Genomic DNA, 22,282 nt, shown 5'->3' with positions numbered 1-22,282 from the left:
CCTTTCTATCTTATCCTTGACGTTGTTTGTGTTTTGGATTTGCTGGGCAAATTACCATAACACGACCATTACGACGAATAACTTTACAGTATTCGCAAATTGGTTTGACCGATGGTCTTACTTTCATTTCTTATCCCTCCAAGTTTTTCGATTATTTAAAGCGGTAAGTGATACGTCCACGTGTCAAGTCATATGGACTCATTTCGACAGTAACACGATCTCCCGCTAAAATACGAATATAGTTTTTACGAATTTTACCAGAAACTGTTGCTAAAATCTGATGTCCATTTTCAAGTTCAACCGTAAACATTGCATTCGGCATTGTATCAACTACTTTGCCTTCAACTTCAATCACATCGTCTTTTGCCACGCAAAAGCACCTCCATAAATTTCGATTCGATGCCTCTAGACACAGAGACAACAATTATAAGTCAGACTATCTCAGTATAACATTTGTAGCGGATTTTTGCAAGTGTGAAAAACGCTTTATTTCAAATTTGTCAATACTTTTTCGATATCTGAGAAGACATCATTGATATCTTGATTACCTTCGATGTCATGAACCAAACCTTTGGCACGGTAGTGAGCAATGATTGGTTCCCCTTGAGCAATATTCACATCCAAACGACGTTTGACTGTCTCAGGCTTATCATCTTCACGTTGGTAGTAATCTTCTTCTTTATAGTCAACTGGTGGGTTAAAGACCTTGTGGAAAGTTTCTCCAGTTACGCGGTGGATGATACGACCACTCAAACGTTCCAAGAGGCTATCTGGATTCACTTCTATGTTGATAACACCTTCTAGTTCGATGCCAAGTTCAGCCAATGTTTTGTCCAAGGCATGAGCTTGTTCGATTGTACGTGGGTAACCATCCAACAAGAATCCTGTTTCTTTAATATCATCTTGTGAAAGACGTTCTTTTACGATTCCATTTGTAACTTCGTCAGGAACCAATTCACCCTTGTCAATGTATGACTTAGCAAGAACACCCATTTCAGTTTGATTTGCCATTGCAGCGCGGAACATATCACCTGTTGAGATATGTGCAACATGGAATTGTTCTACGATTTTTGCTGCTTGAGTTCCCTTACCTGCACCAGGTAAGCCCATAATCAAAAGATTCATGATTTGATCTCCTTATTTTATTTTTAAATAGAAGCAAAAAGTCTTTTCACCCCTATTTAAAAACAAAATAGAAGAGGGGAGACCAAACTCTCACAAATGTTAGAGTTAAACCTCCACTCCCTCAGTAATTACTGATTCAGTAATTACTTTTATTCTGTTCTGTCCATGAAACCAACATACTTACGTTTCAATAGGTAGCCTTCCAATTGTTTGATTCCTTCAATACCTGTAGAGATAATGATCAAAAGACTGGTTCCTCCAAAAGCAACTGCTTCTGAAAGTCCGAAAACATCTTTTGCTACGATCGGTAAAATAGAAATCACACCAAGGAAGAGAGAACCAACAGTTGCAAGACGACGAAGAAGTTTAGACATATATTCTTCTGTACCTTTACCAGGACGAACTCCGTGGATATAGGCACCGCTCTTTTGTAGATTCTCTGCCGCTTTTTCAGGATTAATCTGTACAAACGTATAGAAGAATGTAAAGAGAATAATCAATAAAGCATACATAGCAATACCAGTTGGTGAAGTTGTTGCCAGCATTTCTTGTGCTGTTCTTACCCAAGCCCAATCATGACCTGTAGCACTCAAAAACTGAAGAATAGCCGCAGGCGCTGCAGTAATCGAACTTGCAAAGATAACAGGGATAACTCCAGCAGGGTTTACCTTCAAAGGAAGGTAAGAGCTAGATGGAGCACCTTGTGCAACCTTAGTATATTGGATTGGAATTTTGTATTCTGCTTGTTGAACATAAGTTGTAAAATAAATGATCAACAATACAGTAATAATCAAAATGATTACGAAAATGATGGATGAGTTGATACGGCTACTTGGGACGTTCACAAAGTAGTCCACATAGATGCCCTGAATCATCTCTGGAATTGAGGCAACAATCCCGGCAAAGATAATCATAGAAACACCATTTCCGTATCCCTTATCTGTAATTTGCTCTCCCAACCAAGTCACAATCATACTACCAGCTGTTAAGATGATACCAATCATGATAAAGACTTGTGGAGTAAGAGCTGTTTTCAACAATTGAGCTCCAGCCAAAGTATTAAAACCAGCTGTAATCCCGATCGATTGCACAAAGGCTAGAACAAGAGCAATATAACGAGTAGCTTGATTTAATTTTCTTCGACCTACTTCCCCTTGTTTACCCCACTCTACAAATTTGGGTAAAATATCCATTTGCAAGAGTTGGACAACGATAGAGGCCGTAATGTAGGGGCTAACACCAAGAGCAAAAACTGAGAAGTTTTTCATGGCATTCCCTGACACCAAGCTCAACATGTTTAAGAAGGATAATCCACTTAAAGCATTCAAGCTATTGGCATTCACACCAGGAACTGTAATGCTAGTTCCGATACGAAAGACCAAAACGATAAAAATTGTGAATAAAATTTTTGATCGAACCTGCTTGACTTTAAGAGCTTCTCTTAATAATTTAAAAAACATAGGTCACCTCTCTTAGATGACTTCTACTGAACCACCTTTAGCAGTGATAGCTTCTTCAGCTGATTTAGAGAATTTAGCTGCTTTCACAGTCAATTTCTTAGTCAACTCACCGTTACCAAGAATTTTAATACCTGATTTTTCAGCTTTAACAATTCCTGCTTCGATAAGAACAACTGGAGTAACTTCAGCACCATCTTCAAAGACGTTCAATTGGTCAAGGTTCACAATTGCGTATTCTTTAGCGTTGATGTTAGTGAATCCACGTTTTGGAAGACGACGGAACAATGGAGTTTGTCCACCTTCAAAACCAAGGCGAACTCCGCCACCGCTACGAGCTTTTTGACCTTTTTGACCACGACCAGATGTTTTACCGTTACCTGATGAAGTACCACGACCAACGCGGTTACGTACTTTACGAGAACCTTCTGCAGGTTTCAATTCATGAAGTTTCATTTTTATTTTCTCCTCTTTTGTAAAATGCTAGCGCCGATAAGGGAGAAAAGGTTGTCTCCCCCATCAACTCGCCTATACGACGTCATCATAGATGACTATATCTAGTTTTAGGGGATGGTATAGTGCACATCCCCTAAAAATTCATTAGTTTACTTCTTCAACTGTTACCAAGTGAGATACTGCAGTGATCATACCACGGATAGCAGCGTTATCTTCTTTAATAACAGAGCTGTTCAATTTGCCAAGTCCAAGTGCTACAACAGTTTTACGTTGTGATGGAATGCGTCCGATTGGAGACTTAGTCAAAGTAATTTTAATTTGAGCCATTTTATCCCCTTTCTTATGCCAAATCAGAAACTGAAATACCACGAAGGGCAGCAACTTCTTCAGCGCGTTTCAATTGTTTCAAACCTTCAACAGTTGCACGAACAATGTTGATTGGAGTGTTAGAACCAAGTGATTTAGATGTAATATCTGCCACACCTGCCAATTCCACAACGGCACGAACTGCACCACCAGCGGCAACTCCAGAACCTTCTACAGCAGGTTTCAACAATACTTTAGCTCCACCGAATTCTGAAAGAACTTCGTGTGGGATTGTTGTTCCAACCATAGGAACTTCGATCAAGTTTTTCTTAGCATCATCTACTGCTTTACGGATTGCTTCTGGAACTTCTTGAGCTTTACCAGTACCAAATCCTACGCGACCGTTGTGGTCACCAACAACAACAAGAGCTGCGAAACGAAGACGACGTCCACCTTTAACAACTTTTGTAACACGGTTGACAGCAACTACGCGTTCTTCTAATTCAACTGCATTGTCTTTAAATGCCATTTTCTAGTGTCCTCCTATTAGAATTTCAATCCGTTTTCACGAGCTGCATCAGCCAAAGCTTTCACACGTCCGTGATATAGATATCCACCGCGGTCGAACACCACTTCTGAAATACCTTTAGCGTTTGCACGTTCTGCAACGAGTTTACCGACAGCAACGGCTTGTTCAGTTTTAGTTCCTTTTGAAACTTCTTTGTCAAGAGTTGAAGCACTTGCGAGCGTTACACCCGCTACGTCATCAATCACTTGAGCGTAGATGCCTGTATTAGAACGGAATACGTTCAAACGTGGGCGATCAGCAGTTCCAGAGAGTTTTCCGCGAACGCGACGGTGGCGTTTTTGGCGGAGTTTGTTTTTATCTGGTTTTGAAATCACAGTTTTCACCTCTTTAGTTTTAAATCGTGTGCTATGCACAAAGTTGGAAAATAGGTTGGTGGTTGAGACTCAACCACTCAACATTATTTACCTGTTTTACCTTCTTTACGGCGAACGAATTCACCAACGTAACGGATACCTTTACCTTTATATGGTTCTGGTGAACGAAGGCTACGTACGTAAGCAGCTGTTTGACCAACTACTTCTTTTGAAATTCCGCTAACAACGATTGTTGTTGGGTTTGGAAGTTCAAAAGTAATTCCTTCTGGAGCTTCAACTTCGTCTGGATGAGATTTACCAACAGCCAAAACAAGTTTAGATCCTTGAAGTTGTGCACGGTAACCAACCCCGCGCATTTCAAGTTCTTTCTTGAATCCTTCTGATACACCAACAACCATGTTGTTCAAAAGGGCACGAGTAGTTCCGTGGATAGTTTTCATTTCTTTTGAATCATTTGGACGGTGAAGAGTTACTTCAGTACCTTCCACACGGATTTCAATATCTTTTGAGAACTCACGAGTAAGTTCTCCTTTAGGTCCTTTTACAGTTACAACGTTGTCATTGTTAGTGATTTCTACACCAGCAGGCAACACGATAACTTTATTACCAATACGTGACATGTTTATTTTCTCCTGTTAAATTGTCAGGCCAGAACGGCCAGTTTTCACGGGGTTCAGATACTTATTTAGTTCAAGAGCTGAACTGAACACGCTCTAAGAACTGTGCAAAATAGATAAGTTGGCTTGTTTGTAAACAAACTTCTCCAACTTTCTAATTTTGCTTTGTTCTTTACGAGCTTTGTATCTTGATTTTACCAAACGTAAGCGATAACTTCTCCACCAACATTCTTTTGGCGTGCTTCTTTATCAGTAAGCAAACCTTCAGAAGTTGAAAGGATAGCAATTCCAAGTCCGTTAAGAACTTTTGGAAGGTCTTCACGTTTTTTGTAGACACGAAGTCCTGGTTTAGAAACACGTTTCAAGTTAGTGATAACTTTTTCACCGTTTGGTCCGTATTTAAGGAATACACGGATGATGCCTTGTTTGTCATCTTCGATGATTTCAACGTTTTTTACAAAACCTTCGCGTTTAAGGATTTCAGCAATCCCTTTTTTGATGTTTGATGCAGGTACTTCAAGTACTTCGTGTTTAGCTTGGTTAGCATTACGAATACGAGTTAGGAAGTCTGCGATTGGGTCAGTCATAACCATTTTGTTTTTCTCCTCTTACTAGTAGTTTGCAAGTTGCACTTGCTAGTTAATGATTGAGCTAGGCTCAGATAGTATTGATACATTCAAATGAGAAAACTCTTATTTGAACACGAGCTACAACCTGTGCAAAAAAGATAAATTTGTTTTGGAGCATCGCTCCTACACCAAATTTCCTATTTTTGCTGTGGTTGTTACGCTCTTCGTATCATGATATTACCAAGATGCTTTGGTAACGCCTGGGATTTGTCCTTTGTAAGCTAATTCACGGAAGCAAACACGGCAAAGTTTAAATTTGCGGTAAACTGAATGTGGACGACCACATTTTTCACAACGAGTATAAGCTTGAGTAGAGAACTTCGCTGGACGTTTGTTCTTAGCAATCATTGATTTTTTAGCCATTAGATTTACCTCCTATATTATTTTGCAAAAGGCATTCCAAGGCCTGTAAGCAATGCACGTGACTCTTCGTCAGTGTTAGCAGTTGTTACGATAACGATGTCAAGACCACGAGTTTTGTCAACGTCATCGAAGTTGATTTCTGGGAAAATCAATTGTTCTTTCACACCAAGTGTGTAGTTTCCGCGTCCATCAAATGATTTTGTTGGAACACCGTGGAAGTCACGTACACGTGGAAGTGAAACTGAAACCAATTTATCCAAGAATTCGTACATACGTTCACCACGAAGGGTAACTTTTGCACCGATCGCAACACCTTCACGAAGACGGAAGCCGGCGATTGATTTTTTAGCTTTAGTGATAAGTGGTTTTTGACCTGAGATAAGTGCCAATTCTTCAGCAGCTTTTTCAAGGCTTTTAGCGTTTGATACAGCTTCACCAACACCCATGTTCAAAACGATCTTATCTACTTTAGGCACAGCCATCACTGATGAGTAGTTGAATTGTTCTGTCAAAGCAGGAACTACTTCATTAAGATATTTTTCTTTTAAACGATTTGCCATTATACTTCTCCTTTCCTTCGTGATTAATCAAGCACTTCGCCTGATTTTTTGTTGTAGCGAACTTTTTTACCGTCTACAAATTTGTAACCAACACGACCAGCTACACCATTTTTGTCCAAAACTTGAACGTTTGATACGTGGATAGCTGCTTCTTTCTCGATGATACCACCTTGAGGAAGTTCGTTAGTTGGACGTTGGTGTTTCTTAACGATGTTAACACCTTCAACGATAACTTTGTTTACTTTTGGAAGGGCAGTAAGGACAACAGCTTCTGTTCCCTTATCTTTACCAGCGATTACGCGAACTTTGTCGCCTTTTTTTACAAACATTAGGTTTCTCCTTGATTTTTCTTACGCCCATAAGGGCACCCTGGAGGTAAATCCAGGGGACTAGTTTGTTTCTAAAAATTAAAGTACTTCTGGAGCAAGTGACACGATCTTCATGAAGCCACCTTCACGCAATTCACGTGCAACTGGGCCAAAGATACGTGTTCCGCGAGGAGTTTTGTCTTCACGGATGATAACTGCTGCGTTTTCGTCAAATTTGATGTATGAACCATCAGCACGACGAGCACCTGATTTAGTACGAACGATAACTGCTTTAACAACGTCACCTTTTTTAACCGCACCACCAGGAGTAGCTTGTTTTACAGATGCCACGATAACATCACCGATGTTTGCAAATTTACGTCCTGAACCACCAAGAACTTTGATAGTCAAGATTTCGCGAGCACCGCTGTTGTCTGCGACTTTCAAACGAGTTTCTGTTTGAATCATTTCAGTTTTCTCCTTTCAGGTTTGATTAGATGATGACCGCTTCTTCAACAACTTCTACAAGACGGAAACGTTTTGTAGCTGAAAGCGGGCGAGTTTCCATGATACGTACGATATCGCCTTCTTTGGCAACATTGTTTTCATCATGAGCTTTGTATTTTTTAGAGTAGTTAATACGTTTACCATAGACTGGGTGGTTACGTTTTGTTTCAACTACAACTGTGATTGTCTTGTCCATTTTGTCAGATACAACACGTCCAACAAGAACTTTACGATTATTGCGTTCCATTGAAATTTCTCCTTCCCTAGTCTATTATTTCGCTTCAGATTGAACTGTTTTGATACGAGCGATTTGTTTTTTAACTTCTTTCAAGCGAGCTGTTTGTTCCAATTGACCAGTAGCAGCTTGGAAACGAAGTTCAAACAATTCTTTTTTCAATTCGTTTTCGCGCTTCGCGAGTTCTTCTTGAGAAAGACCACGAAGTTCTTTAACAAATTCTTTTACTTCATTAAGTTTCATGCCTTCTCCTTATTCTGCTTCACGTTTTACGAATTTACATTTAACTGGCAATTTGTGGCTAGCAAGACGAAGCGCTTCGCGAGCGATCTCTTCAGATACACCAGCGATTTCGAACATCACTTTACCACGTTTAACTGGTGCTACCCAACCTTCAGGTGCCCCTTTACCAGATCCCATACGCACACCGATAGCTTTAGCAGTGTATGATTTGTGTGGGAAGATTTTAATCCAAACTTTACCACCACGTTTCATGTAACGAGTCATGGCGATACGAGCAGCTTCGATTTGGCGGTTAGTGATCCAGTGGCTAGTTGTAGCTTGAAGACCGTATTCACCGAATGCTACTTCTTTTCCACCTTTTGCTTCACCGCGCATTTTTCCACGGAATTCACGACGGTGTTTAACACGTTTAGGTACTAACATTGGTTATTTACCTCCTTTAGTGTTTTTGCGAGCTGGAAGAACTTCACCACGGTAGATCCATACTTTAACACCAAGTTTACCGTATGTAGTATCTGCTTCTTCCCAAGCGTAATCGATATCTGCACGAAGTGTGTGAAGTGGAACAGTTCCTTCAGAGTATCCTTCAGCACGGGCGATATCTGCACCGTTCAAACGACCTGATACTTGAGTTTTGATTCCTTTTGCTCCAGCACGCATTGCACGTTGGATTGCTTGTTTTTGTGCACGACGGAAAGCAACACGTTGCTCCAATTGACGAGCAATTCCTTCACCTACAAGGTGAGCATCCAAATCAGGTTGTTTGATTTCGATGATGTTGATGTGTACTTGTTTTCCAGTCAATTTGTTAAGTTTCGCACGGAGTGCATCAACGTTAGCACCACCTTTACCGATAACCATACCTGGTTTAGCAGTGTGAAGTGAAACGTTAACTTTGTTTACTGCGCGTTCGATTTCGATAGTTGAAACTGCTGCGTCAGCAAGTTCTTTTTGAACGAATTTACGGATTGCAAGATCTTCATGAAGGTAATCCGCGTATTCTTTTTCAGCATACCATTTGGCATCCCAATCACGGATGATGCCGACACGCATACCAATTGGATGTACTTTTTGACCCACGATTTTACCTCCTTATTTTTCTGCAACAGCTACAGTGATGTGAGCTGTACGTTTGTTGATTGGTGAAGCTGAACCTTTCGCACGTGGACGGAAACGTTTCATAGTTGGTCCTTCGTTTGCGAATGCTTCAGATACTACCAAGTTAGCTTTATCCAAACCAAAGTTGTTTTCAGCGTTAGCTACAGCTGAGTTCAAAACTTTCAAGATGATTTCAGCGGCTTTGTTTGGAGTGAATGTCAAGATTGCGATTGCATCGGCTACGCTTTTACCACGGATGTTATCAAGAACAAGACGTGATTTACGAGGTGAAACACGTACTGTACGAGCCATTGCTTTAGCTGAAGTAATTTCTGCCATTTATGTTCTCCTTATTTTCTACGTGTTTTCTTGTCGTCTGCAGCGTGACCTTTGTAAGTACGAGTCGGTGCAAATTCACCAAGTTTGTGACCTACCATGTCTTCTTGGATGTAAACAGGTACGTGTTTACGTCCGTCATAAACTGCAATAGTGTAACCAATGAAACTTGGGAAGATCGTTGAACGACGTGACCAAGTTTTAATAACTTTTTTCTTTTCGTCGTTAGCTTGAGCTTCAACTTTTTTCATCAAATGCTCATCGACGAAAGGTCCTTTTTTAAGACTGCGTCCCATTTTTATATTTTCTCCTTTAAATGTTGTACCACAGCGGCTTGCGCTCCTATGGAGCGCTACCGAGCTGGCGGATTTACTAGTTGCTTAAGCGACTAGTTTAATATTATTTCTCGTTGCGACGACGAACGATAAGTTTGTCAGATTTCGCTTTCTTGTTACGAGTTTTAAGACCAAGAGCAGGTTTGCCCCATGGAGTAGATGGTGCTTTACGACCAACTGGTGCTTTACCTTCACCACCACCGTGTGGGTGATCGTTAGGGTTCATTACAGAACCACGAACTGTTGGGCGGATACCTTTCCAACGGCTACGTCCTGCTTTACCAAGGTTTACAAGTCCGTGTTGTTCGTTTCCGACAACACCAACTGTAGCACGGCAAGTTCCAAGAATCATACGAACTTCACCTGATTGAAGACGAACAAGAACGTATTTACCTTCAGAACCCAATACTTGAGCAGATGCACCAGCAGCACGTACCAATTCACCACCACGACCAGGTTTCAACTCGATGTTGTGGATCAAAGTACCAACTGGGATGTTAGCAAGTGGAAGAGCGTTTCCGACTTTGATATCTGCTTCTGGACCTGAAACGATACGTTGACCTACTTCAAGACCTTTTGGAGCGATGATGTATGCTTTCACACCGTCAGTGTAGTGTACAAGAGCGATGTTTGCAGAACGGTTTGGATCGTACTCGATTGTTTTAACAACTGCTTCAACGTTGTCTTTGTTACGTTTGAAGTCAACCAAACGGTAGAAACGTTTGTGTCCACCACCTTGGTGACGAACTGTGATACGACCGTTGTTGTTACGACCAGCCTTGCTCTTCAATGCAACAAGCAATGATTTTTCAGGAGTGCTTGTTGTGATTTCAGCGAAATCCAAAGAAGTCATATTACGGCGACCGTTTGTTGTTGGTTTATAAACACGAATTCCCACGATATTTCCTCCTTAGATTATTCAGCTTCAGCAGCAAACAACTCGATTGCTTTAGAATCAGCTGTAAGTGTGATGATAGCTTTTTTAGTTTTGTTAGTAAAACCAGTGTAACGTCCAACACGTTTAGCTTTTGGTTTTACGTTGATTGTGTTAACATTTGCAACTTTAACACCTTCGAAAGCAGCTTCAACAGCTTGCTTGATCAAAAGTTTGTGTGCACGAGTGTCAACTTCAAATACATATTTTCCTGCTTCAAGTTGAGCCATTGAGCTTTCAGTGATTACAGGTTTTTTGATAACATCATACAAATTCATTATGCAAGAACCTCCTCGATTTTAGAGATAGCTGCTTGAGTAACAAGAAGTTTGTCACTATTTGCGATGTCAAGAACACTTGCAGTTGTAGCAGTCGCAACTTTCACGTTTGGAAGGTTACGAGCTGAGAGAGCTGCGAATTCGTTTCCTTCTTCAAGAATAACAAGGACTTTAGAATCGATGCTCAAAGCTGCAAGAACTTTTGCAAATTCAGCAGTTTTTGGAGCTGTAAATTCAAGAGAATCAACGGCTACAAATTTATTTTCAGCAACTTTTTCTGAGTAAACAGATTTAAGCGCAAGGCGACGAACTTTTTGAGGAAGTTTGTACGCATAGCTACGTGGAGTTGGTCCGAAGACGATTCCACCACCACGCCATTGTGGAGAGCGGATAGAACCTTGACGAGCACGTCCAGTTCCTTTTTGACGCCATGGTTTGCGTCCGCCACCTGAAACAGCTGAGCGGTTTTTAACTGCGTGAGTTCCTTGACGAAGGCTAGCACGTTGGCTGATGATCACATCAAACACAACAGATTGGTTTGGTTCGATACCAAAGATTGCATCGTTAAGAACAACTTCGCCAGCTTGTTTACCAGTTTGGTCGAATAATGTTACATTTGCCATTTTGACTGTATTCCCCTTTCCTTATTATTTACCAGCTTTAACTGCTGACTTGATAGTGATAAGAGATTTCTTAGCACCTGGTACGTTACCTTTGATAAGGATAACGTTCTTTTCTGGAATAACTTGTACAACTTCAAGGTTTTGAATTGTTACGCGGTCACCACCCATACGTCCTGCAAGGTTTTTACCTTTGAATACGCGGTTAGGTGCAACAGGTCCCATAGAACCTGGACGACGGTGGTAACGAGAACCGTGAGCCATTGGTCCACGTGATTGTCCGTGGCGCTTGATAACACCTTGGAAACCTTTACCTTTAGAAGTACCAGTTACGTCAACAACGTCTCCAGCTGCGAATGTTTCAACTGTGATTTCAGCACCAACTTCCAAGCCTTCAACGTTTTTGAATTCACGAATGAAGCGCTTAGGAGCCGTGTTAGCTTTCGCTACATGTCCTTTAGCAGGTTTGTTGCTCAATACTTCGCGTTTGTCATCAAAACCAACTTGGATAGCGTTGTATCCGTCTGTTTCAACAGTTTTAACTTGAAGAACAACGTTTGGAGTTGCTTCAATAACTGTTACAGGGATCAATTCGCCAGCTTCAGTGAAGATTTGAGTCATTCCCACTTTTTTCCCTAAGATTCCTTTTGTCATGAGAAAATAGTTCCTTTTCTATATTTTTATTCAAAAAGTTTTTAACGAGCGTTTTTTATGCTCAAGATATCAAGCTTTAGATTAAAGTTTGATTTCTACGTTTACACCACTTGGAAGATCCAATTTCATCAAAGCATCAACTGTTTTTTGAGTTGGGTTAACGATATCGATCAAACGTTTGTGTGTACGCATTTCAAATTGTTCGCGAGAGTCTTTGTATTTGTGAGTCGCACGAATGATTGTGTAGAGGCTACGTTCAGTTGGAAGTGGGATTGGACCCGCAACTTGTGCACCTGTACGAGTAGCTGATTCTACGATTTTTGCAGCCGCTGTGTCAAGCGTACGGTGTTCGTAAGCTTTCAAACGGATACGGATTTTTTTGTTTGCCATCTTTTTCTCCTTTTCGTCTATTTAAGATAATAGGCTAGCTCCACAAGAAAACCGACGCGGTGTTGCGTGGCAATGCAACCGAGCGTGTCGCAACCTCTTGCATCAAAGCTAAGGCTGTAATTTACAGCACCATAATAGAATAACACAAAGCCCCTGCGATTGCAAGGGATTTGTTGCTGTTTTTTAAAATTTTTAACATGAAAATGTTTTCCTATTTTTTCTTTCTAGAATTAGGGATTTTCTTCTATATAAATTGAGTTCTCTTGAGCTCAAGTTTGCCTTCTGATTGGTCCACTAAGATATCCGCCTTAGACTCAGTTTCTTTATAGTATTGCAGATACTGCTCCCGTCTCATCTGATGACTAGCCAATATAAAGGATGCATCACGATTTCTCACAGTCGTATCTCGAGCTAGGCGCCACTTTAATTCGGTGTCCTCATCCGTGTAGAAACAGATAGTTTTGTCAAAGAGTTCTTTGGGTAAAAAGCCAACAGACATCCCTTCGACAATCAGAATTGGTTTTGCTCCAGACAAGACCTCACTAGCCTTCCAAGGTTCTTCAATTGTTAAGATATCCATACCCGCCTGTAAGGCCAGAATATCTCGCTGCAAACTCGCCAGTTCATGCGCCACTGGAAGACAGGCTGTCACCTTTTGATTCGGCGCGTCCTTTGGTACTACCAGATGGCGTCCAGAGGTGATATAAGGATCTGTTTCTAGCAAATTTACTGTAGTAGAATCTAAAGCTTGGTACAATTCCTCTGCAAAGGTCGATTTACCTGAAGCACCATGACCGTATATTCCCAGTGTCTTGACTTTTCCTGCTTTTATTTCTGAGACCAGTTCTTCTATTAAGTCTTTTTTCTTCACTCTCTCTTCACCTGTTCATAGCTTTCTTTTCCGTCATTAAGCTTATCCCAAATCACTACTTGCCCACTTTTGAGGGATTTTTGCACATCGATAATTCGTTGATTGGAAGAACCTCGAAACTGAAGCATAAGATTTCTCTTAGTTCGATCATACCGTCCATCGACAAGAATGTCAATCAGTGACAAGAGTTCCAATTTATCTGAGGTCTCCAGCATCATTTCTTCCCAAGTGTATCCCGTCCAGGACCAGATATCCTTATTTGGCAATTCCTTTCGGATGCGTTTAACCAGAGGCAAGAGAATACCCGTATTGAGAAAGGGCTCCCCTCCCAGCAAAGTCAAGCCTTGAACATAGGGTTGAGCAAGATCTGCCATGATCTGCTCTTCTAATTCTGCTGTATAGGGAAGGCCAGCATTGAAGGACCAGGTCGCTACATTATAACACCCCTCACAGTGAAACATGCAGCCTGATACATAGAGGGAGTTACGCACACCCTCTCCATCCACAAAGTTGAAGGCCTTGTAATCAATAATACGCCCTTGACTGAGATCCTCGCTTTTCCATTCTTGTGGTTTTGGATTATTCATTCGCTACCTCTATCCAATAACGCTCAACTCCATTACGAACATCTTCAAGGAGCCCACCATTTGCTAGAATGACTGCTCTGCTAGCAGGATTATTCACGCTACAGGTCACAAGAGTTCTCTTGATGTTCTTTTCCTTAGCAACTTGCAAGCCCTGACAGAGAGTCTCTTTAGCATAACCTTTGCATCTTTCTGATGGACGAATGGAGTAGCCAATGTGGCCAGCATAATTCAATAATCCCTCATTCAGTCTCAATCGCAGATTCAAAAATCCTAGAGCACGACCTACATCATCAAATGATACAAATTGAATAGAAGGAACACGATTTTCAGGCAAGTTTATTCCCATCTCTTTTTGCATATTTGTTTCCAACCACTCTTCATACACAAAGTTCTCTGCATCCCAAAATCCTCCATCATGGGCTGATTGGCTCTTTTCAAACTCTGCCATCATCTCTAAAACTGTTTCTTTATCTGCTAATCTTGGTCTTCGTAGTTCCATCCTTACCTCCCACTAAGAGAAAAGCGAGAGCTGACTCTCACTTTTATTTCTTCTTATTCTTGTTTAAAAATTGTTCTCTGAGGCTAAGCAAACGTTCTTTCTTACCAGCTCCACCTTTAGAGTGTTTCTCGTGATAACGGGTCACTTGTGCACGTCCCTTATCATCTAATTGATATTTTCCCATTTCAGTTCTTTCTAATTGGTTACTTGATGGCCAGCTATTTTAATCGTTGAACCATTCATGTGTTTGACACGCGCTGCGATTTCCTTGTGACGCCCATTGACCATCGGTCTCGCTTGAGGATTGCCTAAATAGCCACAAGTCCGTTTAACAACGTCTACTGTTTTAGGGTCGCTATTTCCACAGTTTGGACAAGCAAATCCTCTCTCAGTTGGTTCAAAATCCCCTTCAAAGTCACACTTGTAGCAACGGTCGATTGGTGTATTGGTCCCTAGATAGCCGACACGGTCATAGGCATAGTCCCAGACAGCTTCCAAGGCCTTTGGATTTTGCTGAAGGACTGGATACTCACAATAATGGATGAAACCACCCGACGCACCTGCTTCTGGATAGACTTTCTCAAAGTCCAATTTTTCAAACGGTGTTGGATTTTTACGAACATCGTAGTGGAAAGAGTTGGTGTAGTATTCCTTGTCTGTAATATCAGGAATAGAGCCAAACTTGTCTGTATCTAGTCGACAAAAACGGTCTGTCAAACTTTCAGATGGTGTTGAGTAGATAGAGAAATGATAACCGTATTGGTCTGACCACTCTTCTACACGGCGTTTCATATCGCGAATGATGTCTAGCGTGAATTCCTTAGCATCTGGATTACTTTCCCAGCTGTTACCAAAGAAAACTGTCGCTACTTCGTACAAACCGATATAGCCTAGCGAAACTGTGGCACGACGATTCTTAAAGAGCTGGTCAACGCTTTCTTCTTTACCTAGACGATGACCAAAAGCACCGTATTGATACAGGATAGGAGCATTTGCTGGTGTTGCTTCCTTGGTTCGTTCGACACGATAAACCAGAGCATCTTCTGCAATGTTCATCCGCTCGTTGAAGATTTCCCAGAACTTATTCATATCACCTTCAGACTCAAGAGCAATACGAGGTAAGTTAACCGTCACAACACCCAGATTCATGCGACCTGAATTGACCTCGACACCATTTTCATCCTTCCACCCTTGAAGAAATGAACGGCAACCCATAGGCACCTTAAAAGAACCTGTCAAGTCAACAATCTTATCATAAGACAAGACGTCTGGGTACATCCGTTTGGTTGCACACTCAAGAGCCAACTGCTTGATGTCGTAGTTGGGAGTTCCTTCCTCTAAGTTGAGTCCTCTTTTAAGCGTGAAGATGAGTTTTGGGAAGATAGCTGTGCGGTGTTCTGAACCAAGCCCCTTAATGCGAATGTTTAAAATTGCCTTTTGAATTTCACGCTCAAAACGATTGGTTCCCAGACCAAAACCTAGCGAAGTAAAAGGTGTTTGTCCATTTGAAGTGAAGAGAGTGTTGATTTCATACTCAAGAGATTGCATGGCATCGTAGATATCTTTCTGAGTTTTCTTCCATGCATAATCTTCTCGTTTATCAGGTAAAACCCATTCTTCCGCATCCTTAAGGTGTTTTTGGTAATTCTTCTCTGCATAAGGCGCCAAGACTTCATCGATACGGTTAGCTGAACAGCCTCCATACTGGCTAGAAGCAACGTTGGCGATGATTTGGGAAATCTGAGCTGTCGCAGTCTGGATAGACTTGGGACTTTCTACCTCTGCATTTCCAATCTTAAAGCCATTCTCCAACATACCTTTAAAATCAATCAAACAGCAGTTAGTCATAGGTGTGTAGGGGCTATAATCCAAATCATGATAGTGGATATCCCCCTTTTGGTGGGCATTGGCTACGTGCTTAGGGAGCATTTGCAGTCCGATTGATTTCCCAACAATCCCCGCCGTCAAATCACGCTGGGTATTAAAGACATCGCTGTCTTTATTAGCATTTTCATTGACAACGGCCTGGTCTTTGTTGAGAAGTTTATGGATGCTAAAGTTGATATCTGTCGCTTTTGAACGCTCAAAATCCCTTTGTGTCCGATAAGTAATATACTCCTCAGCTAGCGCATATTCTTTGGCTTCAAGGAGTTCATGTTCTACGATATTTTGAATTTCGTAAATCTTAACCCCCTGTGGAAAGCGACTATGAATTTCTGTGACAATTCGCTCGGTCAGAGCATTGAGGCGTTTTTCGACCAGGGGTGTCACATCCATAACCTTGTCAGCCGCCTTGTGGAGAGCCTTGTCAATCTTGTCCACATCAAATACAACACGTCTCCCATCTCGTTTTTCAACGAAGAGAGTTGGCAAAATTGTAATTTTTTCTTCTAGTGCAATCATATGCATGCTCTTTTCTAAAATGTTCTTTCTAAAAAGTATTATACCACTCTAAAAAGAAAAATCAATATCTTGTGTTAAAAATCCTAAAATTTTTAAAAATACACAAGATATTGATTTAGTTATTTAATTTTATAGACTTTAAACTCTGAGTAATCAGTCTTTACTGGTTGGTAATTTTCTTTTAAGAGTGTCTCCACTTCAGACCAGACTGCTACCTTATCGTTCACCACAATCACCTTAGGTTGGTTTTCTTTCAAGTCATTGAGTAAACTAGTTTTATTCTCTTCTGTACTCGTGTAAAGAAGAGGCGATGGGAACATGGATCCAGCCAAACGCTGGCTTTCTTTATACATTTGAACATGTGAATCCCAAATATAGATTTGGTCACCATCACTCGTCTCTTGTTTGACTCTATCTACCACTTGATGTTGTTCTCTATAAGAAGCTGGATGCAAGACAAAACGAGCTACAAAAGGAATTGCAATCAGATAAACCACCACTAGGATCGGTAAGTAGAGATTCCCTTTCATGAATTTTTTCCATAGAGTAGGAACTTCCTCTCTTCTCCGACGACGAGCTCCTCTAGCTGAATGTTTCCCACGAATACTGGTCATCAAAAGAAGGAGTAAAAATGGAAGGATTAGAATCAAACGCGAACCGTGAAGAGGTTCTTGAGAAAAAAGCAACAAGGCTAATACAAATAAGAAAGTAAAACTAGCTGGTACTGAAATAACATATAATCTTGATGCCTTTGATTGGAACAATCCTAGAAAAACAAGGAAGAGAGCTCCTAAACCAAAGGTCAACAAACCATAGAATACAACATTATCCATTAGTTGAGGATTGGTGAAGACCTGAAGGGAATCAATTGGATATAAAAGACTTCCTAGAGCTTCTCCAAAACCACCTGAAGCAAGAACATAGTATCCTACTGGGTAAAAGATGAGAGAAAAGCCAAGTGCTGCTGCAAAAAACTGATAAACTCCATGAGCAAAGCGCCCATGTCCAACATTAAAGACAAATAAACCAATTATTACTACTGCAATAAAAAGAAGACTTATAAGAGGCTCTATGAAAAATGATAGGGCCAAGAAAATCCCCAGACGTAGAAATCCCTTGTCATGATTAGGATTTGATAGATAAGCTGCTATGAATGAAAATCCTGCAAACAAGAATGGTAGAGCTAAGATAGTAGCATAGCCTCCTCCAAAACCAAGACCGGATACCAAAATATAAAATATGGTTAGGAGTTGTTTGGCTTGCTCCCTTTGTCCCGTCAGATAGTCGGTTGAAGAAAAGAGGAAATAACCTCCTCCTAAGAGGGCTAGCCATTCTACCAAGGCAAAAAGGATACCTCCTTGGGTGATGTAAAGTAGTAAATAATAAAGTAGACCTTGACTAGCATAATAGCTACTGTAGAGCTGTCCTCCCTGATGTAAAGCCCACCCAATATACAAATCCTGCGCCTGAGAAGGACTTACCATATCTAAAAGTAAAGATATCACCACAGAAAAAACCGTTGCAATCGTACTTCCAATGATGAGTCTGAAAAACGGGAAAGCTACCTGTTCTTCTTTTTCTACATGAGATCCAAGGTTCCTATCCAATCTATTTTCAATTTCATTACTCTGTATCGTTTCGGATACTTCTTCGATTCTGCCATATACAGCCATGTCGTTTCTCCTATTCAATTTATCTGTCTTAGTATATCAAAAAGACCTAGAATTGTCAGCTTGCGATGGCTGTTTGAGTGATTTTTTGCATAGTTTCACAAAGGTTTCAATTTCCCGAAATCGATGTAAATTCGTCTGTTTAAATGTTATGATATAATCCAATTCTTTCTGAGTCAGCATCGTTCCTCCTATATCTTTCTATTCGTAAAAGGCAAGAAAAATAGGACTGGGTTGTATCCTAAGTCCTAGATTTCTTATAAGATTGGGGCAAATAACTGGGCAATTTCCTTAATCAATTTTTGATACCAGCTATTTTTTATCGTATGAGGGAAAATTTCTTGAGATACTGAAAAAATCTCCTGAAAATCTTTTTGAATCTCTGTGATTGATGCCGTTTTATATAGCAAAACTGCATCTTCATAGTGATGAAGCAAACTTCTATAATCTAAATTAATCGTTCCAACTGCAGCAAAGTCCTTGTCCACTAGGATTTGTTTACTGTGGATAAAGCCTGGACTATACTCAAAAATCCTGACTCCTGCTGACAAAAGATCCGGATAGGCTCCTCTTGTTATGAGCTGGATTAATTTTTTATCCGGAATGAAAGGAGTCACGATGCGGACATCAACACCCCTCATGGCTGCATTTTTAATACTCTCAGTTAAATCATAGTCAATAATCAAATAGGGTGTTGTGATATAGACTGAATCAGTAGCCTGATTAATCAAACTTTGATAAACTTTTTTCCCTACTTGAGTACGGAAGATGGGCTTGGGTCCACTACCGTAAGGAATGCAGAGCCCTTGGCCAGAACAAGGCTGATTTTCCAGGTGATACTGGTCAAAATCGCTGATTTCCCCACGATTGATGTACCAAGTCATCAAAAAAAGACGGGTTAGAGCCTTGACACCAGGGCCATCTATGCGAATCCCACTATCCTTCCAATAGCCAAAACGTTCTACATGATTGATGTACTCATCGGCTAAGTTAATGCCTCCTGTATAAGCTACCTGACCATCTATGACAAGGATTTTACGATGGTCCCGATTGTTGTAAGCCACCGTCAAACGAGGAATCACCTTGTTAAACTTATGGGCTTCAATTCCTCGACTACGAAGCTGAATAGTGTAGTCTCCGGGTAAAGTCGCCATACAGCCGATATCATCATAGAGCATCTTGATCTCTACACCCTGAGCTGCCTTTTGCTCTAATATATCTAGTATGCTATTCCACATCAAACCTTCTTCGACAATATAGTACTCTAGAAAGATAAATTTCTCAGCTTTCTTGAGGTCTTCTAGCATATGTTGCCACATGCTCTCACCCGAAGAAAAGAATTGTGAATCTGTTCGATCATAGACATCGGCATTGCTATCCATACTTAGTAAAGATTTGATAACTCCGTAAGCCGCCTTATCATCTTCCTTCAATTTCTGGCGGAGAGCTTTACTGTTATCCTCCCGAAAATGCATAGAACCAAGTTTGTCCAACTGCTTGATTTCTTTTTTGGACAATCGCCTTTCACCAAACATCAGATAGAGCAAGGGACCAATGACAGGAACAAAAGTCACCACTAACCACATCACTTTACTATCAGGCGCCATTGAGCGATTGACAATCGCTACGATAGTCGCCATACTCATAAAAATTAAGACAATTACCCATAGAATAGGGGCCATACGCCCTAAATAGAGAAAGAAACCAAAAACAAGACAAAGTTCAAGTAGCATAATCGAAAGACTAAAGCCATACTTGGACATCAATAATTGAAATTTTCTATATTTCATATCCCCTCCTTGATATTTTGATACTCAATGAAAAGCAAAGAGCAAACTAGGAAGCTAGTCGCAGGTTGCTCAAAACACTGTTTTGAGGTTGCAGATGGAAGCTGACGTGGTTTGAAGAGATTTTCGAAGAGTATGAATGCTAAAAACAGGTAATTAATACTAGTATAACGCAGGTATTCGGTAGAAGGCAAGTATTTATAATCATTTTTCTGAGTAAAAGCAAAAGAGACTGACAAAACCAGTCTCCTTCCAGTCTATTTTGATAAAACAATGCGATCAGACGCTTCTCTATCCCTATCGTCAATAATCATCTGATTGCCATTAATTGCATAAATCTTGACATCATCCCCAATAATCATGCGTTGATTAGCGGCATCAAAGCTAACCTGCTTGATTTCTTGTTCCCCATCAGTTTCCACCTGTGTCCATGTACCAGTTGTACCAGTCACTACCAAAGTGATACGATCTCCTTCGTCCTGACCAGTATAAGTTCCATCAATATTAATTGGTTGAGCCTCGGGCGCATTTTGTGAAGAACTTGTCATTGCCTGGTTTGTATTTTCTGTAGAAGATGAAGCAGCAGGTTGTGATTGTTGAGTTTGTTGAGTTTGCGATTGAGCTACTGGTTGTTGAACTTGTTGAGTTCTTTGTGAACAAGCTACTAAGAGACTAAGACTTGCTAAAGAAGCAAAAGAAAGTGTGAATCTTTTTAATTTCATGATGAATTTCCTTTCTGCTACCAATTTACAGAATTTTTTCCTTCTAACTAGTAGTTTCCCTAGTATAACAAGTTCAAAAAAGGAGGTCAATTCATCTGCTCATGGGCCAGCAAGTAGCCCCGTACTTCTGAGATAAAATAGAGAGACCCTGTAATGAATAACAGGTCCTTGGTATCGGCTCTTTCTTCAAAACTGCTGATAAATTCTCGGTAAGAGGGAATTGCATGGTAACCTGTTACATCTGTCTCGTCCAGAGAACCTTGATAGTCAAAACCAGTCACCTTGAGTTCCACCTGAGGTAAATTTTCAGTCAGATAAGCCAACATCCCTTGATAATCCTTCCGTTTCAAGGCTCCAAATAGGATTTGAGGCCGATATCCTTCCTGCTCTTTTTCTTTAATAAATTCAACCAAGCGAGTCAAGGCAGGGAGGTTATGAGCACCGTCCAAGTAAATCTGAGGGCAAATACGCTCCAAACGCCCAGCCCAATGGGTCTTCTCCAAAGCCTGTCTTACAACCTGCTCATCAACAACTTCCTTTCCTTCCCTCATAAAGAGAAGAAACGTTTGTAGCGCCAAGGCCGCATTTTCCTGCTGATAAGCTCCTTCCAATCCTATTTTCAGCTGCGAAATATTTAGTAAAGAACTTGAAAAATCACCATCCTGCATTGAAAAATCCTGACCTGCCTGATAAAGGTCAACAGCTAAAGAGTCTGCTTTTTTCTGACAGACAAGCCTAGTTTCTGAAGGCAATTTCGCAATCACTGCCTTTTTACCAGCCTTGAAAATACCAGCTTTCTGCTCTGCGATTGCTTCTAGACTATCACCTAAGGTTTCCTGATGGTCTAGCCCGATGGATGTGATAACAGCAATCTTTCCAGTTACCACATTAGTCGTATCAAGTAAGCCACCAATTCCCACTTCTAATAAAACCAAATCCACCTCTTGCTCCCTAAAATAAAGAAAAGCAATCAAGGTCAGCAATTCAAAAAAGGACAACTGATCATGGGTTTGCAGAAGCGTTTTCTCCATCTCCTTGACCTGATTAGCCAAACGGATGAAGTCTGCATCAGCTATTGGTTGCCCATTAATGCAGATTCGATCATTGATGGAGACGATATGCGGGGAGGTAAAAGTCGCAACTTTTTTGCCATGCCCCATAAATAACTCCCTCATGAAAGCAATGGTAGATCCTTTTCCATTAGTTCCTGTGACGTGGATAATAGGATAAGATTTCTCGGGATTCCCTAACAAATCCACCGCTTGCTGCATTCGACCTAAACCTGATCGAAAATTCAAACCGATCCGACTATGAAGCCACTCTTCTACTTTAAACATATACATCTCCTTAATTACAGGTTCAATCAACTGCCTCAATAAAGTCTCATAA

The 22,282-nt window shown here is 40.8% G+C and carries 34 protein-coding genes; all 34 read right to left on the bottom strand.

Annotated elements, in window-relative coordinates:
• Window positions 1-10: 10 nt before the first annotated feature.
• A complete protein-coding gene (rpmJ, locus tag QMQ21_RS14675; protein ID WP_001808836.1) occupies window positions 11-127 on the bottom strand; it encodes a 50S ribosomal protein L36 in 117 nt (38 codons plus the stop codon).
• Window positions 128-151: 24 nt separating this feature from the next.
• Window positions 152-370 carry a translation initiation factor IF-1 gene (infA, locus tag QMQ21_RS14670; RefSeq protein WP_001029883.1) on the bottom strand — a complete coding sequence of 73 codons (219 nt, stop codon included), beginning with the start codon at window positions 368-370 and terminating at the stop codon, window positions 152-154.
• Between the two features lie 116 nt (window positions 371-486).
• The gene (locus QMQ21_RS14665) at window positions 487-1,125 is read right to left on the bottom strand and encodes an adenylate kinase (protein WP_001050436.1); all 639 of its coding nucleotides are present in this window, start codon (window positions 1,123-1,125) and stop codon (window positions 487-489) included.
• A gap of 149 nt (window positions 1,126-1,274) precedes the next feature.
• On the bottom strand, window positions 1,275-2,585 hold the full coding sequence (secY, locus tag QMQ21_RS14660; RefSeq protein ID WP_000465403.1) for a preprotein translocase subunit SecY: 1,311 nt from the start codon (window positions 2,583-2,585) through the stop codon (window positions 1,275-1,277).
• Window positions 2,586-2,597: 12 nt separating this feature from the next.
• Window positions 2,598-3,038, bottom strand: coding sequence for a 50S ribosomal protein L15 (rplO, locus tag QMQ21_RS14655; RefSeq protein ID WP_000766087.1), 441 nt, complete (start codon window positions 3,036-3,038; stop codon window positions 2,598-2,600).
• A 144-nt stretch (window positions 3,039-3,182) separates the two neighbouring features.
• Entirely contained in the window at window positions 3,183-3,365 is a 183-nt protein-coding gene (rpmD, locus tag QMQ21_RS14650) for a 50S ribosomal protein L30 (RefSeq protein ID WP_000057241.1), read from the bottom strand.
• Window positions 3,366-3,378: 13 nt separating this feature from the next.
• Window positions 3,379-3,873, bottom strand: a complete 495-nt coding sequence (rpsE, locus tag QMQ21_RS14645; protein WP_000874202.1) for a 30S ribosomal protein S5 — start codon at window positions 3,871-3,873, stop codon at window positions 3,379-3,381.
• 17 nt (window positions 3,874-3,890) lie between these two features.
• Entirely contained in the window at window positions 3,891-4,247 is a 357-nt protein-coding gene (gene rplR, locus QMQ21_RS14640; protein WP_000624044.1) for a 50S ribosomal protein L18, read from the bottom strand.
• Window positions 4,248-4,330: 83 nt separating this feature from the next.
• On the bottom strand, window positions 4,331-4,867 hold the full coding sequence (gene rplF / locus QMQ21_RS14635) for a 50S ribosomal protein L6 (RefSeq protein ID WP_000086626.1): 537 nt from the start codon (window positions 4,865-4,867) through the stop codon (window positions 4,331-4,333).
• 191 nt (window positions 4,868-5,058) lie between these two features.
• Window positions 5,059-5,457 carry a 30S ribosomal protein S8 gene (rpsH, locus tag QMQ21_RS14630; RefSeq protein WP_000245504.1) on the bottom strand — a complete coding sequence of 133 codons (399 nt, stop codon included), beginning with the start codon at window positions 5,455-5,457 and terminating at the stop codon, window positions 5,059-5,061.
• 213 nt (window positions 5,458-5,670) lie between these two features.
• Entirely contained in the window at window positions 5,671-5,856 is a 186-nt protein-coding gene (locus tag QMQ21_RS14625; RefSeq protein ID WP_001085697.1) for a type Z 30S ribosomal protein S14, read from the bottom strand.
• A gap of 17 nt (window positions 5,857-5,873) precedes the next feature.
• Window positions 5,874-6,416, bottom strand: a complete 543-nt coding sequence (rplE, locus tag QMQ21_RS14620; protein WP_000013542.1) for a 50S ribosomal protein L5 — start codon at window positions 6,414-6,416, stop codon at window positions 5,874-5,876.
• Window positions 6,417-6,439: 23 nt separating this feature from the next.
• A complete protein-coding gene (gene rplX, locus QMQ21_RS14615; protein WP_000497691.1) occupies window positions 6,440-6,745 on the bottom strand; it encodes a 50S ribosomal protein L24 in 306 nt (101 codons plus the stop codon).
• Window positions 6,746-6,823: 78 nt separating this feature from the next.
• Complete coding sequence (gene rplN, locus QMQ21_RS14610; protein WP_000616545.1) at window positions 6,824-7,192, bottom strand: 50S ribosomal protein L14; 369 nt, start codon at window positions 7,190-7,192, stop codon at window positions 6,824-6,826.
• Between the two features lie 25 nt (window positions 7,193-7,217).
• Window positions 7,218-7,478, bottom strand: coding sequence for a 30S ribosomal protein S17 (gene rpsQ / locus QMQ21_RS14605; protein ID WP_000440801.1), 261 nt, complete (start codon window positions 7,476-7,478; stop codon window positions 7,218-7,220).
• Between the two features lie 24 nt (window positions 7,479-7,502).
• Window positions 7,503-7,709 (bottom strand): 50S ribosomal protein L29, encoded by a 207-nt coding sequence (rpmC, locus tag QMQ21_RS14600; protein WP_000772918.1) that lies wholly within the window; start codon window positions 7,707-7,709, stop codon window positions 7,503-7,505.
• A 9-nt stretch (window positions 7,710-7,718) separates the two neighbouring features.
• The gene (gene rplP, locus QMQ21_RS14595) at window positions 7,719-8,132 is read right to left on the bottom strand and encodes a 50S ribosomal protein L16 (RefSeq protein WP_000960946.1); all 414 of its coding nucleotides are present in this window, start codon (window positions 8,130-8,132) and stop codon (window positions 7,719-7,721) included.
• A 3-nt stretch (window positions 8,133-8,135) separates the two neighbouring features.
• Window positions 8,136-8,789, bottom strand: coding sequence for a 30S ribosomal protein S3 (gene rpsC, locus QMQ21_RS14590; protein ID WP_000529936.1), 654 nt, complete (start codon window positions 8,787-8,789; stop codon window positions 8,136-8,138).
• Between the two features lie 12 nt (window positions 8,790-8,801).
• Window positions 8,802-9,146 carry a 50S ribosomal protein L22 gene (gene rplV, locus QMQ21_RS14585; protein ID WP_000818137.1) on the bottom strand — a complete coding sequence of 115 codons (345 nt, stop codon included), beginning with the start codon at window positions 9,144-9,146 and terminating at the stop codon, window positions 8,802-8,804.
• Between the two features lie 11 nt (window positions 9,147-9,157).
• Window positions 9,158-9,439, bottom strand: a complete 282-nt coding sequence (gene rpsS, locus QMQ21_RS14580; RefSeq protein WP_000533766.1) for a 30S ribosomal protein S19 — start codon at window positions 9,437-9,439, stop codon at window positions 9,158-9,160.
• 103 nt (window positions 9,440-9,542) lie between these two features.
• Entirely contained in the window at window positions 9,543-10,376 is an 834-nt protein-coding gene (gene rplB / locus QMQ21_RS14575) for a 50S ribosomal protein L2 (protein ID WP_000512911.1), read from the bottom strand.
• A gap of 17 nt (window positions 10,377-10,393) precedes the next feature.
• Window positions 10,394-10,690 (bottom strand): 50S ribosomal protein L23, encoded by a 297-nt coding sequence (locus tag QMQ21_RS14570; protein WP_001055347.1) that lies wholly within the window; start codon window positions 10,688-10,690, stop codon window positions 10,394-10,396.
• Entirely contained in the window at window positions 10,690-11,313 is a 624-nt protein-coding gene (gene rplD, locus QMQ21_RS14565; RefSeq protein ID WP_000024549.1) for a 50S ribosomal protein L4, read from the bottom strand. Before rplD ends, QMQ21_RS14570 begins: the two co-directional genes overlap by 1 nt.
• 24 nt (window positions 11,314-11,337) lie before the next feature.
• Window positions 11,338-11,964: a 50S ribosomal protein L3 gene (rplC, locus tag QMQ21_RS14560; protein ID WP_000160196.1), complete on the bottom strand. Its 627-nt coding sequence runs from the start codon at window positions 11,962-11,964 to the stop codon at window positions 11,338-11,340.
• 81 nt (window positions 11,965-12,045) lie between these two features.
• On the bottom strand, window positions 12,046-12,354 hold the full coding sequence (gene rpsJ / locus QMQ21_RS14555) for a 30S ribosomal protein S10 (protein ID WP_001284513.1): 309 nt from the start codon (window positions 12,352-12,354) through the stop codon (window positions 12,046-12,048).
• Between the two features lie 244 nt (window positions 12,355-12,598).
• Window positions 12,599-13,225 (bottom strand): uridine kinase family protein, encoded by a 627-nt coding sequence (locus QMQ21_RS14550; protein WP_049502628.1) that lies wholly within the window; start codon window positions 13,223-13,225, stop codon window positions 12,599-12,601.
• On the bottom strand, window positions 13,222-13,812 hold the full coding sequence (gene nrdG, locus QMQ21_RS14545) for an anaerobic ribonucleoside-triphosphate reductase activating protein (protein ID WP_261814707.1): 591 nt from the start codon (window positions 13,810-13,812) through the stop codon (window positions 13,222-13,224). Before nrdG ends, QMQ21_RS14550 begins: the two co-directional genes overlap by 4 nt.
• Window positions 13,805-14,311 carry a GNAT family N-acetyltransferase gene (locus QMQ21_RS14540; RefSeq protein WP_261814706.1) on the bottom strand — a complete coding sequence of 169 codons (507 nt, stop codon included), beginning with the start codon at window positions 14,309-14,311 and terminating at the stop codon, window positions 13,805-13,807. The genes nrdG and QMQ21_RS14540 overlap by 8 nt, the downstream gene beginning before the upstream one ends.
• Window positions 14,312-14,354: 43 nt before the next feature.
• A complete protein-coding gene (locus tag QMQ21_RS14535; RefSeq protein ID WP_000521621.1) occupies window positions 14,355-14,495 on the bottom strand; it encodes a hypothetical protein in 141 nt (46 codons plus the stop codon).
• Window positions 14,496-14,506: 11 nt separating this feature from the next.
• Complete coding sequence (gene nrdD, locus QMQ21_RS14530) at window positions 14,507-16,714, bottom strand: anaerobic ribonucleoside-triphosphate reductase (RefSeq protein WP_261814705.1); 2,208 nt, start codon at window positions 16,712-16,714, stop codon at window positions 14,507-14,509.
• Window positions 16,715-16,833: 119 nt separating this feature from the next.
• On the bottom strand, window positions 16,834-18,387 hold the full coding sequence (locus QMQ21_RS14525) for a hypothetical protein (RefSeq protein WP_261814704.1): 1,554 nt from the start codon (window positions 18,385-18,387) through the stop codon (window positions 16,834-16,836).
• Window positions 18,388-18,641: 254 nt separating this feature from the next.
• Complete coding sequence (gene cls, locus QMQ21_RS14520) at window positions 18,642-20,174, bottom strand: cardiolipin synthase (protein ID WP_049502625.1); 1,533 nt, start codon at window positions 20,172-20,174, stop codon at window positions 18,642-18,644.
• Window positions 20,175-20,428: 254 nt separating this feature from the next.
• Window positions 20,429-20,893 carry an SP_0198 family lipoprotein gene (locus QMQ21_RS14515; RefSeq protein WP_261814703.1) on the bottom strand — a complete coding sequence of 155 codons (465 nt, stop codon included), beginning with the start codon at window positions 20,891-20,893 and terminating at the stop codon, window positions 20,429-20,431.
• Between the two features lie 86 nt (window positions 20,894-20,979).
• The gene (locus tag QMQ21_RS14510) at window positions 20,980-22,230 is read right to left on the bottom strand and encodes a folylpolyglutamate synthase/dihydrofolate synthase family protein (RefSeq protein ID WP_261814702.1); all 1,251 of its coding nucleotides are present in this window, start codon (window positions 22,228-22,230) and stop codon (window positions 20,980-20,982) included.
• Window positions 22,231-22,282: the final 52 nt, after the last annotated feature.

This window comes from Streptococcus bouchesdurhonensis (genome assembly GCF_948472335.1).
The sequence above is the reverse complement of the archived record's forward strand: the minus strand, read 5'-3'. Positions and strand labels throughout refer to the sequence as shown.

Excerpts from the sequence above, each read along its gene's own strand:
- rplX (WP_000497691.1), bottom strand. The coding sequence starts at position 6,745 with ATGTTTGTAAAAAAAGGCGACAAAGTTCGCGTAATCGCTGGTAAAGAT.
- rplD (WP_000024549.1), bottom strand. The coding sequence starts at position 11,313 with ATGGCAAATGTAACATTATTCGACCAAACTGGTAAACAAGCTGGCGAA.
- QMQ21_RS14525 (WP_261814704.1), bottom strand. The coding sequence starts at position 18,387 with ATGGCTGTATATGGCAGAATCGAAGAAGTATCCGAAACGATACAGAGT.
- QMQ21_RS14540 (WP_261814706.1), bottom strand. The coding sequence starts at position 14,311 with ATGGAACTACGAAGACCAAGATTAGCAGATAAAGAAACAGTTTTAGAG.
- rpsQ (WP_000440801.1), bottom strand. The coding sequence starts at position 7,478 with ATGGAACGCAATAATCGTAAAGTTCTTGTTGGACGTGTTGTATCTGAC.
- rpsH (WP_000245504.1), bottom strand. The coding sequence starts at position 5,457 with ATGGTTATGACTGACCCAATCGCAGACTTCCTAACTCGTATTCGTAAT.
- rplE (WP_000013542.1), bottom strand. The coding sequence starts at position 6,416 with ATGGCAAATCGTTTAAAAGAAAAATATCTTAATGAAGTAGTTCCTGCT.
- rplC (WP_000160196.1), bottom strand. The coding sequence starts at position 11,964 with ATGACAAAAGGAATCTTAGGGAAAAAAGTGGGAATGACTCAAATCTTC.
- nrdD (WP_261814705.1), bottom strand. The coding sequence starts at position 16,714 with ATGATTGCACTAGAAGAAAAAATTACAATTTTGCCAACTCTCTTCGTT.
- secY (WP_000465403.1), bottom strand. The coding sequence starts at position 2,585 with ATGTTTTTTAAATTATTAAGAGAAGCTCTTAAAGTCAAGCAGGTTCGA.
- QMQ21_RS14570 (WP_001055347.1), bottom strand. The coding sequence starts at position 10,690 with ATGAATTTGTATGATGTTATCAAAAAACCTGTAATCACTGAAAGCTCA.
- rpsS (WP_000533766.1), bottom strand. The coding sequence starts at position 9,439 with ATGGGACGCAGTCTTAAAAAAGGACCTTTCGTCGATGAGCATTTGATG.
- QMQ21_RS14625 (WP_001085697.1), bottom strand. The coding sequence starts at position 5,856 with ATGGCTAAAAAATCAATGATTGCTAAGAACAAACGTCCAGCGAAGTTC.
- QMQ21_RS14665 (WP_001050436.1), bottom strand. The coding sequence starts at position 1,125 with ATGAATCTTTTGATTATGGGCTTACCTGGTGCAGGTAAGGGAACTCAA.
- rpsJ (WP_001284513.1), bottom strand. The coding sequence starts at position 12,354 with ATGGCAAACAAAAAAATCCGTATCCGTTTGAAAGCTTACGAACACCGT.
- rpmD (WP_000057241.1), bottom strand. The coding sequence starts at position 3,365 with ATGGCTCAAATTAAAATTACTTTGACTAAGTCTCCAATCGGACGCATT.
- rplO (WP_000766087.1), bottom strand. The coding sequence starts at position 3,038 with ATGAAACTTCATGAATTGAAACCTGCAGAAGGTTCTCGTAAAGTACGT.
- rplN (WP_000616545.1), bottom strand. The coding sequence starts at position 7,192 with ATGATTCAAACAGAAACTCGTTTGAAAGTCGCAGACAACAGCGGTGCT.
- rpmC (WP_000772918.1), bottom strand. The coding sequence starts at position 7,709 with ATGAAACTTAATGAAGTAAAAGAATTTGTTAAAGAACTTCGTGGTCTT.
- QMQ21_RS14510 (WP_261814702.1), bottom strand. The coding sequence starts at position 22,230 with ATGTTTAAAGTAGAAGAGTGGCTTCATAGTCGGATCGGTTTGAATTTT.
- rpmJ (WP_001808836.1), bottom strand. The coding sequence starts at position 127 with ATGAAAGTAAGACCATCGGTCAAACCAATTTGCGAATACTGTAAAGTT.
- rplF (WP_000086626.1), bottom strand. The coding sequence starts at position 4,867 with ATGTCACGTATTGGTAATAAAGTTATCGTGTTGCCTGCTGGTGTAGAA.
- rplP (WP_000960946.1), bottom strand. The coding sequence starts at position 8,132 with ATGTTAGTACCTAAACGTGTTAAACACCGTCGTGAATTCCGTGGAAAA.
- rpsE (WP_000874202.1), bottom strand. The coding sequence starts at position 3,873 with ATGGCATTTAAAGACAATGCAGTTGAATTAGAAGAACGCGTAGTTGCT.
- cls (WP_049502625.1), bottom strand. The coding sequence starts at position 20,174 with ATGAAATATAGAAAATTTCAATTATTGATGTCCAAGTATGGCTTTAGT.
- nrdG (WP_261814707.1), bottom strand. The coding sequence starts at position 13,812 with ATGAATAATCCAAAACCACAAGAATGGAAAAGCGAGGATCTCAGTCAA.
- QMQ21_RS14515 (WP_261814703.1), bottom strand. The coding sequence starts at position 20,893 with ATGAAATTAAAAAGATTCACACTTTCTTTTGCTTCTTTAGCAAGTCTT.
- rplV (WP_000818137.1), bottom strand. The coding sequence starts at position 9,146 with ATGGCAGAAATTACTTCAGCTAAAGCAATGGCTCGTACAGTACGTGTT.
- QMQ21_RS14535 (WP_000521621.1), bottom strand. The coding sequence starts at position 14,495 with ATGGGAAAATATCAATTAGATGATAAGGGACGTGCACAAGTGACCCGT.